We start from the raw sequence: 10988 nt of genomic DNA on the forward strand, positions 1-10988 counted from the left end.
TTTTGTATGGGATTAGGTAGGAGTATGAATGTGTAGGGGTTTTTGCTAAAAATCGTATTTTTTTCGTAAAAACCGTATTTTGCTATTAAAAATCGTAAATTGCTGCTAAAAACCGTAAATCTCAAATAAAACCCGTAAATCCAAATTAAAAACCATAAAGCCTATTTCCCACTGGAATTTCTGCGTGATTGCCGAGATTTTTTAAGTGTGGCTATATCAATCATGCAGAAACTTGGCCAGAAAGCCGACAAAAACACACCTACTTTTAAAAATCACCCAGTACATGTATTATAATAAGCATAAGGTACAAGTTGTTATACATAGAGGAGGAAACGAATAGTGCTTGATGTTAATCAAATAAAAGAGATTATCCCTCATCGTTATCCATTCTTATTAGTGGATCGTGTTTTAGAATTGGACGAAGGAAAACGCGCAGTTGGAATCAAAAATGTAACAGCAAATGAAGAGTTCTTTAATGGACATTTTCCTGATTATCCGGTGATGCCAGGAGTATTAATTGTTGAAGCTCTCGCGCAAGTCGGAGCAGTAGCTATGCTAAAAAAAGAAGAAAACAAAGGCAGACTAGCTTTCTTTGCAGGAATTGATAACTGTCGTTTCAAAAAGCAAGTACAGCCTGGTGACCAGCTTCGTCTAGAAGTTGAAATTACACGCCTCCGTGGCCCAGTTGGAAAAGGAAAAGGCATCGCAACAGTAGACGGAGAACTCGTATGCGAAACTGAAATCATGTTCGCCCTAGGCGAAAAAACCGAATAACCGTACATAAACAAACCCGGCTGCACCAAGCAACCGGGTTTTACCTTGCACAAAAATAGCGCATCACTTTATCCCCAAAGTCCCCACTATCCCCAATGGTGTCAGGCACCATAGAAATACATTTGTCCACCTGAGAAAGACATCGCGCAAAAATCCCTACCACTATTTATTTCCTATACGTAAAAATTTTTGATACATTTTTGTTGTTCTGGGCAAGATAATCGAAGACCGGAGTAGGTCAATAATACTTAAAATTAATGTTGAGAAAGGAGAATATTCAATGAAAAACAAATGGTTTTTAAAATTGTTAGGTTCACTTCTAGCAGTGTTTTTAATTACTGGTTGTAATGCTGATGATCAAGATCCGCCACCAGAGGATGATGGCCTTGAGACACCAGGAGAAGACATGAACGAAGAGATGGGTGACGATATGGGCGATGTTACCCCAGGCGTAACTCCAGAGGAAGACGTTGTCCCTGGTGAGAATGGTAACAATGGTAACAATGGTGATACTGGCACTGGTGATAATAACAATATGATCGGTGACGATAATAATGATGGTGACCTTGATATGGGTAAAGATAATGACAATGATAAACTAGGTGACAACGAAATGGCTCCTGGCGGCGGTACAGGTGGAGATAACGGTGGTACTGGCGGTGCAGGTGGAGGAAGCTAAACCTTCAATCAAGTAAACTTGGCATTGGGCGGGTGTTTTAATAACCTGCCTTTTTTACTGTAAAAGGCTACAAAAAAACTCCTCACTGTTGTGAGAAGTTTTTTTAACTTTGTATAGGTTTCTTGTTCTTCTTGTCGAGAATTCTGGTTTTGAATTCCTGTAGCAAGCCTTCACCTTGTAAACCTTGTTGAACTAAATCAGTAAGAACAATTTCGGCTAAGTTTATCCTACTTGATACGAGGTTTCCTTCAATTAAAACACTTACACGGTCTTCCATTTCTTTAATGACCTTAACGACGCCTAATACTGAAGCAGGATCATTCGATTCATGTGAAATGGTACACTGAAGATTAAGCGTTTCCTGTGATTGAAGGCCTTTTTCAAAAACTCCTTTATATTGCTTGTCTATGTAAGCTTCCACAAGCCAGCGCATGACTCCGTCCTCTTTGTTAATAATGAGCCCGTCTATTAGTGGGATTTCCTCGATCCGACTTGGTTGTTCCTCCTGATGAAAAATCATAAGAGAAACAAGTTTAAATGTTTTCATCCTCGTGACCTCCTTTACCTACATAATTACCGAACGTTATTAATCAAATTATAGCATATTTGTTAGTATATTATATGGAAAAAGAGTGGAAATCAGTCAAAACCTTCTGTAACTTGTAAGTGTGTTAATAAAATGTACGAATACGCCTTCAAGTCTTCTTCTTTCATTAGGTTTTTGAATAGAAAGGTTTTTTAATGCTGTGACAATGGATGGATTTTGAATAAGATAGTCTATAACATCTGGGAGGTCGGTGGGAGCCATGTGTTGGTCTTCCAGACTGTAATCTAAATGCTCTGTTGAACTATATTTAACACCAACTAATTGGTCAAGATTAATGTGAAACAACTGACAAAGGTGTAGTAAATCTACTAGAGAAGGTGTCATATCACCAGATTCCCATTTGGATACATTGGACCTAGAAACATTAAGTCGATTGCTCACTTCTACCTGTGACCACTTATATTGATTTCGATAAAACTTAATATTATTTGCCACTTTATTTACTATTTCCATTGCTAATCAACATCCCCTCCTAGAAAATCACCAGATGTTCATATAATGAACAAGTATGTAAAAGTGCTATTTATGAACAACATCATTAGCTTAACAGGAATATTCAGAAAAATTAGTGATGTACGTCACTTTTTTTATAAAAAAATAATAAGTTGTTCCTATTTGTAATGTGGAGATATAACAAACCGTCTATTAGTTTGAAAAGGGAAGCAATAAAGAGTGTCTGAAAGATAAGGTTGTGAAAATGACGATTTTTGACGAAAAATGGCTATTTTTAATTAATTAGCAGTTTTTTATACTTAGAAAGAAATTGAAAACAAGGGGAGAAGTGGATGGAGCATTATTATTTAAATGAACTTAATATTGATGAACTGAATGAATATCGAAAAACTTATTATCGTTCCCTTACGTTATATAAGGTTGTCATAAAAGAATACACAGCTGACTACCATACCCAGAATCAACGTGCATCTCTTTCCCCTATATACGACATTCTTAACCTCACAAAGAGTGAGGAAAATCCCATTCTTAAAGAAGAAGGCTTTAATGTGCTCACTTTCTTAGCGTTAGGAAATAAAGAGCTTCCTATTGATTTACGTTTCATAAAGAAGGACTCGCAAGAAATGCTACGATTGAAAATAAATCCTGTGAACAAGGTCATACAAATAACAGCACTAGAATGGAATGAAGCAAAGAGTAAATATATAACAACTAATCAGATGATCTTTCAAGATCCAGCAGTTAAGAATTTACTTGAGCGAATTTTTATAGGTACAGAAGATGAATTTGGCTTTTTTCATTTTCCACGTAAGAGAGTTAGATAAAAAAGTTGAGGCACTCCAGCATATGGCAGGGGTGTTTTTACATGTCGAAAAAAATTTCAAATTTATATAAAAGTAACCGTAAGTATCAACGTACTGCTGCAAAACAAAATTTTATCCTATATAAAAACTAAATTTTGTAAATTATCCCGTAGATAAAATCGAAATATGTCGATTTTACGTGAATTTTTAGATAGAGTATGATTGCCTTGTTAAATCTAACCAAGGAGGTCAATACATGATAAACCAAGTAATTTTAGTAGGTCGATTAACCAAGGATCCTGATTTGCGCTATACCCAAGAAGGGAAAGCGGTAGCTAATGTTACATTAGCAGTTAGTCGTAATTTTAAAAGCTCAGGGGGTGAAGTGGAAGCAGATTTTGTAAATTGTACGTTATGGCGTAAAACTGCTGAGAATACCGCGAACTTTTGTAAAAAAGGATCGATTTTAGGTGTAACTGGACGCATACAGACTCGTAACTATCAAAACAATGATGGAAAAAAGGTTTACGTTACCGAAGTTTTAGCTGATTCTGTAAAATTTATGGGTGGTAGACCAAGGGAGTTAGTAGAGAACTAAGAGCTTCATTATAGGAAGGGTAGGAGTTCTAAGATGGATAATGAAGAGTTAAGACGAATTGATGAAAAGCTTAACAAGCTTGCTAAAGGTATTGCGTTACATTTGGAAATATTACAGGGCCAAATAGGAGAACGCATTGATCAGATTGACCAATCATACTCAGATCGTTTAGTAAAAATAGATAGTTTTATAGAAGGGAAGCGTTATTAATATGAGAATTATACGTAAGTACCCACTATAAAAGCCACTACTCAATTACCTCGCAACAGGGAGCCTCAGAAGTTTTCAAAATGAGTCCTCAATATAGAGACGAAGCCTCGAAGAATCTTCATTTTCTTACCAATCATGATCAGCCATGGTTGGTCTTTTTCTATCTTTAATATAGAACATTTGTTCCTATTTGTCAACAATATATTTCATTTCTTATCCAATTAAAATATAATTATCGTATTGACTAAAAAGAGGGTGATGGATTTGAGATACATAATTTTATTTGGAACTGCATTTTTATTGGGAATTTTATTTGCATTTTTAGAAATAAGTGAGCCGTTTGGTTTGATAATAGCGCTACTTATAACTTTCATTCTGGGATTCTACTTATTTGTGTTTCCAATCCATATGGAAAAGAATGTAGAGAAACTAGAGAAGTTTATTGAAAAGAGAAGAAAGAACCCTATCTTTAAACTATATTATGGGATTGGAAACCGAATTGACCAGGATGTAAAGGAAGCGACGGATATTTTGCTGAAAAAGTATAAACAACCGGCAAGACAAGCTTTATTTAAAACCCTTTTTGCTCTTTATGAAAAAGATATTTTACGTGCAAAAGATGATGTGGAAGAAATTAAACCACCGGAGTATAAGCGTTATTATCAAGCGGTAATTGCCACGGAAGAAGGGAATATTGAAAAGGCTGAGGCGCTTGTCAAAGAGATTAAATCGGAATGGATGAGACATGCATTATTAGCAGGAATTGCAGAAAAAAACAATGATCAGAACTCTTTTAAAGAGCATATTCAAAAAGCTTTCGAAAAAACACGCGGCCTGCAGCGATATATAATATACAAGCAATATGAAATGTATCTAAAGTCAAGATGACTGCTAATAGGTTAATAGGGTGCACAAACGTACCCCTAAACAACAAAAACGCCCGAGCTTAGACCAAACAACTCGGGCGCTTATTTTATTTTTTTAACTTATCCTCCATAAGCTGATACAGTCTCTGCCATGGCTCTGTCTTATCCTTATGCTTCTCACTCGGAACAAACTTCTTCGATTTCTTCTTTTTCGTACCCGAATCCTTATCTGCCAACTATTTCAGCCCCTTTCAAAAATATGGTGTCAGGCACCGCAAAAAGACATTTCATCCAAAATGTATTTCTGGGGAAGACACTACAGCCTGAATTCACGAAATTTAAAAGCTTCCCAGCAGGTCTTTGAGTTCGGTTGTGGAGAGTTCGGTGATCCAGTTTTCACTTGTGATGATTTCGTCGTTTAGCGATTGTTTCTTTTCGAGCATTTCGTCAATTTTCTCTTCCAGTGTACCGGTTGAGATAAATTTATGAACATGAACAAAGCGCTTTTGCCCAATTCGGTAGGCACGGTCTGTTGCTTGATTTTCAACTGCTGGGTTCCACCAACGGTCATAATGGATGACGTGGTTAGCTTCAGTTAAATTCAGCCCAGTACCGCCGGCTTTTAATGAGAGAATCAATATGGAATGCTCTCTGTTTTGGAATTTTTCAATCATTGAATCACGCTGGGTTTTTGCCAAGCTACCATTCAGGAACAAAACTTTTTCACCGAATTTCTTCTGAAGAACTTCCTGAATCATTTCTCCCATATGAATATATTGGGTAAATATCAAGCAACTCTCGTCCTGGTCGCGAATATTTTCAACAAGCTCGAGTAGCTTCTCCATCTTAGTGGAGCGCTCGTCAATGTTCTTCGGTGCAACTTCCTTCAGATATAGCGCAGGATGGTCACACACTTGCTTTAGTTGGCTGAGCATTTTTAAAATAAGACCCTTCCGCTGTATTCCGGCAAGCTGTTCCACCTGTTCCAGCGTATCCTTCACCAGCTGTTCATAAATCGAAGCCTGTTCAACGGTTAATGGACAATATTCCTTTTGCTCAAGCTTATCAGGCAGGTTCAATGCCACTGCTTCATCTGTCTTTGTACGTCTTAATAAGAAAGGCTTAATTAAACGCTGCACCTGGGCAATTTTTTCTGCATCCCGGTCTTTTTCAATTGGGTTAACAAACCGCTTTTGAAATTGTCCTAGACTGCCTAAATATCCACCATTAATAAAATCGAAAATAGACCAAAGCTCTGTTAACCGGTTTTCCATCGGAGTACCTGTTAATGCGATATTGTGGTCACCTTTGAGCTTGCGAATTGCTCGCGACTGCTTCGTTTGTGCGTTTTTAATATTCTGTGCCTCATCTAAGCAAATCGTGCCCCAATCAAACGCTGAAAGCTCTTCTTCATCTAAATGTGACAAACCGTATGAAGTTAACACAACATCAGCTTGGTCAACGCCCTTTTTAAAATCCTCACCCTTTAAGCGGTTCCCGCCATAGTGAAGGTGTACGCGTAAAGAAGGCGAAAACTTTTCAAGTTCCTTTTGCCAGTTTCCAAGAACGGAAGTTGGGCAAATAATAAGTGCAGGCTTGCCGCCATTTTCTTTTACAGTAAGGAAATACGCAATCATTTGAATCGTTTTTCCAAGCCCCATATCATCTGCAAGGCAGGCTCTAAATCCGAATCGCCGTAAGAATAACAGCCAGTCAACCCCTTGTTGCTGGTAAGGCCGTAGCTCTCCTTTAAAACTTGAAGGAATCTCTGTCTTCGGTATTTCTTTAATGTCTGTCAGCTGTGTAATCATCTGTGAAAGATGACGATTCAGTTCAATTTGAACGCCTGCAAATGCCCTGGCATTCTCAAGTTCAGCTTGCTCTGCTTTTTCAGAAAGAGAAAGTAGCTCCTGTTCCAACACGTCCCGAACATGGAGCCCTTCTTTATTGGCTTTTTGTAAAAGGGTCTGTACCTGCTTGATAAAAGCCGGGTCAAGCTTAATCCATTTTCCGCGGATATTAATTAACCGTCTTTGCTGGTTAACCAGGGACATAAACTCTTCCTCAGAAAGCTCCACACCATTTGTCGAGAAACGCCAATCAAAATTAATAAGAGATTGTAGTCCTACAAAGGATTGTCTGGCACCGCCGGAAGTTGTTTTCACCTTCGCTTTTACAGCAAGTTGCGCATCCTTAATCGCTTGCCACCAAGCTGGTAACAGAATGCCAACACCGGCATCAAGTAATTGAGAGCTTGCATCGGTTAAAAAGTCCCACGCTTGCTGTTCGGTTAATTCATTGAGAATACCGTCTTGGTCCTCTAACCAGGGAACAAGCTTACACCACAAGGCCTGGTCTGCTGCCACCTTGTCCTCATAAGGCGCCCATTTTGTCGGGAGGTGACCGTGATACGTCATCATCTCACTGGACTTGCCTTTGCTTCGTAATACTGTTTCTAGCTTCCAAGTTCCATTATCCATCTCAGGCTCATCAATTCGGAGCAGCACATCAAATGGAGTTAAATCTTCTTTCCACCCAATTCGTTCAAGCCAATTGTTTTCATCAACAACAGATGCAGAACCAGTCGTGCTTTTTACAAGCGGGAATGCTGTTGTAACCTCTTCCCATGCTGCGTTTAATGAGGAATCAGATTGAATCCAGTTAGAGAGTGCAGCAGAGAACCAGTGGGCAGCAAACCCAGTCAACTCCGCGCCTATTGGTTTCCATCCAAACACCCCATGAGTATTCCAAAGTTCAAAATCAGGCATGAATTGGCCATCTTCTATCAGTGGAAGCAGTGGTGCAGTTAGGTCTCTATATTTTTTTGCTTGAACACTGAGCTCTATATGTAAAAAAGAGTTCTCAGGTGCACCGGCGAAAAAGGTAAATGCCTGCCAAGGAGTTAGAAGAACAGCGGGATAGCCGTTATAATCGGTCTCTTCAACAAAAGTTCCATAAAAGGAGGCTTCATGCCAAGCGAATACATTTCGCTTCCAGTCTTGAGTCTCAAGTGGTTTGTCTTTTTCATCTGTACACCATACGTAAAAACCCTTTTCCTCTTCCCACTCAGATTGAATGAAGAGTGTTCCTGTAAAAATCACGCTTCCACCACCTTTACTCTTTCACTAAAGAAGCCCTTAAAAGCTCCTCTTGAAATGCGCGTAATCGTTTATTCGCTGCAGCGAGCTTTGAAATATAATCGTCCCAAATGTCTTCCTTTTTCAAGCGGCGATAATGTGTTCTAATCTTTCTCAGGTACTTGACGGCTTTTTTGTAACTGCTGCGGTTCTTTGCTTCGACCGCCTGTATAATCGCTTGATGGTAAAAAGGAAGTAGTGCACCACGGTCATTTTCCTCAATCGTTTTTAGAATATAGCGGTCACAGTCATCAAGGTCATAACCGACAAGCATTTGAAGCTCAATCCATTTACGGTACTCTTCTTTATCAAGTAAAAAATCATTATATTCAACATAGCTGTATGGAAGCAGCTGTTTCATTACTTCTGTATAAAGACTGTCATCATACTCTAGTGCATACTGTGAAATGTTTTTTAAAAAAGAACGTGTCAAATGACGTCTGCCATCATAAGAAGGAATGTCAAATATATACGAAGCTAAATGCGGAGCCACAAATTGAACCCACTTGTGAACCCGTTCCCACGCCTTTTGCTCTGATAGATAACTAATCCACCAAAAACTATGGGGAGTCCCTTGAACGCCTAATTGCGTCATAACATCCATTGCAGTTTCATCCTCTTTTTGTAAAAAGCGGAGGTGGGCAAGTGCCACCATATCCTCAAATGTTAAATGGTCCCTGTCATTTTTCTGCTCAAGATACTGTTCTTCAACTTCTCGCCACTCTTTTCGATTCAACAAAGTGGCCCAAAGTAAACGATACATCTGCATGCGTTCAAATTGGAAACCGGTATTTTGCAACAATGTATTTCGAAATGGCTCAATGCTGTCCGCAAGTAATTTATCCATCGAAAAAGGTAACGAAACCTGTTTCATTTCCATGCAATTGTCCAATACAACATCTGTGAAATTATGAAAATAAGGACGTACATAAGTTTCAATTTGATATTGCTTTAATTCAAGGTTATCCAGCGCCTCGTATGTCTTTCGGACACAAAACAAAGCAGCATGTATATGAAATAACCTTTTCAGCTCTTGTGAAAAAGGTGCTTTTCGTTTAAGTGTTTGAAAAAATGTGTGAAAGATAGTTGCAAAGTAATACTGGCTTTTTTCAGGGCACCCTGCAGAAAAACGCTCATATTCCCGATTGAAAAAAGAAATCCAACTAACGAGTGAATCATCCTGGTAATCCTTGCGCAGCTCTTTTTGTTTTGCAGCAGCTTTCATAGAATCTAAAACAGAAGGCTTTGATTTATTCCCTTCCTTCCAAAGGTCAAGCAAAGATCCAACACGATCAACACTTGCATATATGTAAAAAAACAAGGCCATTCGGTGTCGACAGAAATCTGTTGAAGGACAAGAACAACTGCTCATCTCTAATAAGGCGAGGTCTAATGTGACATCAACGGGTGTTACATCCTGGACGCGACCCTCAACCACCTGTCCGTTAAATTTCACATTATAAACACTGCCCTGACGGTACAGGTTTAAGCCTTTTTTTATTAAATTACGATCCTCTTCCGTGTCATAGGTGACCGTGCTGCGCAGCTTTTCGGAAAAATGTAATACCTGTTCTTTTGATATATCGTTTTGAAGCAAGAGTATCTCACCTCCAGGAGGGATATAGTAGGTAGATTTTTGTTCGGTTTTACTATTATGTAAGTAACTGAAGTTGATTATTGTATTTTATTTGGATATATCCATATCTTATTATTATAGCGCAAAAAGGAAAAAAACTGTGGACCAATTAGTGATTGCAGGTATTACTGGTAAATATTTTTAAAAAAATTTACCAAATACAGTCGCAAAAGGAAACTGTCCAACGTACTTGTATAGTAATACTCTCACAGTGGTGTTTTTCTCCATTCACCATATGTGAAGGTTTAGTTTTATCCATGAAAACCGCTGGGGTTACGGCACCAGCAGGTTGGAAGCGGGTAGGGTTATCATGTCGGTGGAGGCGTCTCCATCCTTCATCGGCTGATATCCTTTAAAAGCAACCTTCCTAATGAAAAGAGAATATCCTATACAAGGTTGCTCCGAAGAATCCGTATTAGGAGTGAATACATCTTGGATATAAAGCCAACTAATGAAGCAATCTCAATTGATCATAACAAAGTACGAAAAGCGCTAATTCGTGCATACATGAAAGGCGAAAACAGCAACAACATCGACACCAAACAATTCATCCAAGACCTAGCCAACGACATCAAAGGCCACCCAAACACATAACAAATGGCAACAAAACCGGTGACAATAGTGGTGCCAGGCACCACAGAAATACATTTGTCCACGAGCGGTGTCAGGCACCAGAGAAATACAACTGTCCGCCCCAGGCGGACAGTTGTTTTGGTTTTAAGCAGCAAAAGATAAATCAGATCCTACATTTACTGTTTAATGGGGTACGCGTAATTTGTTGAATTTCCTTTTTGGGAAATTTTTTTAGTTGTGAGTGAGTGCTGTTAGAGATTAGTTTGGAGGGGATTTGGGACAATCTATACTACTTTCGAAGTAGTGAAATACTTACTTTGTCTAATGGAAATTATCTTAATTTTTTGTAATAATGGTCAACACAAACTACAATGTTTGTGGTTGCCCAGTATTGGTCAGTGGTAATAAAGCCATTCGACTAGTCTGGGTTTTTATTTAGCGCGTTACATAGGCTATTTTTAACAGGTCGATAGACCCCGAAACAGTGGTTGTAAGTTTAAATCTGGTGCAATAGGGTTAGATAAAGAAGAGGTGGCCCTTTATTTTAAGAAGAGTGAAATGCGTTTTTTTTTAGCAGATAAGAAAGCATTCCTGTATTAAAGCAAAAGGAGGTTTGAACAAAAAAAGTCCTCTTGGTATGATACGAGGTGTC

At 38.6% G+C, this 10988-nt stretch carries 12 protein-coding genes; 7 read left to right on the forward strand and 5 right to left on the reverse strand.

The annotated features are described in order from the left end of the window. The first annotated feature begins 339 nt into the window (after positions 1–339). The gene (fabZ, locus tag AB3M96_RS22440; RefSeq protein ID WP_412969841.1) at positions 340–774 is read left to right on the forward strand and encodes a 3-hydroxyacyl-ACP dehydratase FabZ; all 435 of its coding nucleotides are present in this window, start codon (positions 340–342) and stop codon (positions 772–774) included. 280 nt (positions 775–1054) lie between these two features. Continuing rightward, positions 1055–1453, forward strand: a complete 399-nt coding sequence (locus tag AB3M96_RS22445) for a hypothetical protein (protein WP_412969842.1) — start codon at positions 1055–1057, stop codon at positions 1451–1453. Between the two features lie 103 nt (positions 1454–1556). On the opposite strand, the gene AB3M96_RS22450 is transcribed toward AB3M96_RS22445, so the two are convergent. Both AB3M96_RS22450 and AB3M96_RS22455 read right to left on the reverse strand, forming a co-directional pair. Next, positions 1557–2000 (reverse strand): YwpF-like family protein, encoded by a 444-nt coding sequence (locus AB3M96_RS22450; RefSeq protein WP_412969843.1) that lies wholly within the window; start codon positions 1998–2000, stop codon positions 1557–1559. A gap of 96 nt (positions 2001–2096) precedes the next feature. After that, entirely contained in the window at positions 2097–2495 is a 399-nt protein-coding gene (locus AB3M96_RS22455; RefSeq protein ID WP_412969844.1) for a helix-turn-helix transcriptional regulator, read from the reverse strand. A 350-nt stretch (positions 2496–2845) separates the two neighbouring features. Between AB3M96_RS22455 and AB3M96_RS22460 the strand changes: the two genes are divergently transcribed. The 4 genes from AB3M96_RS22460 (at position 2846) to AB3M96_RS22475 (ending at position 5012) form a co-directional block, all read left to right on the forward strand. After that, a complete protein-coding gene (locus tag AB3M96_RS22460) occupies positions 2846–3337 on the forward strand; it encodes a hypothetical protein (protein ID WP_412969845.1) in 492 nt (163 codons plus the stop codon). A gap of 235 nt (positions 3338–3572) precedes the next feature. Next, complete coding sequence (gene ssb / locus AB3M96_RS22465) at positions 3573–3914, forward strand: single-stranded DNA-binding protein (RefSeq protein ID WP_412969846.1); 342 nt, start codon at positions 3573–3575, stop codon at positions 3912–3914. Between the two features lie 33 nt (positions 3915–3947). After that, positions 3948–4124: a hypothetical protein gene (locus AB3M96_RS22470; RefSeq protein WP_412969847.1), complete on the forward strand. Its 177-nt coding sequence runs from the start codon at positions 3948–3950 to the stop codon at positions 4122–4124. Between the two features lie 264 nt (positions 4125–4388). Continuing rightward, positions 4389–5012, forward strand: a complete 624-nt coding sequence (locus AB3M96_RS22475) for a hypothetical protein (protein WP_412969848.1) — start codon at positions 4389–4391, stop codon at positions 5010–5012. Positions 5013–5097: 85 nt separating this feature from the next. Here AB3M96_RS22475 and AB3M96_RS22480 read toward each other — a convergent pair whose 3' ends face one another. The 3 genes from AB3M96_RS22480 to AB3M96_RS22490 form a co-directional block, all read right to left on the reverse strand. Beyond that, positions 5098–5226, reverse strand: coding sequence for a hypothetical protein (locus tag AB3M96_RS22480; protein ID WP_412969849.1), 129 nt, complete (start codon positions 5224–5226; stop codon positions 5098–5100). Positions 5227–5328: 102 nt separating this feature from the next. After that, the gene (locus tag AB3M96_RS22485) at positions 5329–8091 is read right to left on the reverse strand and encodes a DEAD/DEAH box helicase (protein ID WP_412969850.1); all 2763 of its coding nucleotides are present in this window, start codon (positions 8089–8091) and stop codon (positions 5329–5331) included. A 13-nt stretch (positions 8092–8104) separates the two neighbouring features. Next, positions 8105–9724 (reverse strand): SWIM zinc finger family protein, encoded by a 1620-nt coding sequence (locus AB3M96_RS22490; RefSeq protein ID WP_412969851.1) that lies wholly within the window; start codon positions 9722–9724, stop codon positions 8105–8107. 471 nt (positions 9725–10195) lie between these two features. Between AB3M96_RS22490 and AB3M96_RS23660 the strand changes: the two genes are divergently transcribed. Next, positions 10196–10357 carry a YwzD family small protein gene (locus tag AB3M96_RS23660; protein WP_489672281.1) on the forward strand — a complete coding sequence of 54 codons (162 nt, stop codon included), beginning with the start codon at positions 10196–10198 and terminating at the stop codon, positions 10355–10357. Positions 10358–10988 lie beyond the last annotated feature (631 nt).

Source organism: Ferdinandcohnia jepli, from assembly GCF_047246645.1.
GTDB lineage: Bacteria > Bacillota > Bacilli > Bacillales > Bacillaceae_L > Ferdinandcohnia.

Coding starts and splice junctions, on each gene's coding strand:
- AB3M96_RS22470 (WP_412969847.1), top strand. CDS start 3,948: ATGGATAATGAAGAGTTAAGACGAATTGATGAAAAGCTTAACAAGCTT.
- AB3M96_RS22460 (WP_412969845.1), top strand. CDS start 2,846: ATGGAGCATTATTATTTAAATGAACTTAATATTGATGAACTGAATGAA.
- AB3M96_RS22445 (WP_412969842.1), top strand. CDS start 1,055: ATGAAAAACAAATGGTTTTTAAAATTGTTAGGTTCACTTCTAGCAGTG.
- AB3M96_RS22450 (WP_412969843.1), bottom strand. CDS start 2,000: ATGAAAACATTTAAACTTGTTTCTCTTATGATTTTTCATCAGGAGGAA.
- ssb (WP_412969846.1), top strand. CDS start 3,573: ATGATAAACCAAGTAATTTTAGTAGGTCGATTAACCAAGGATCCTGAT.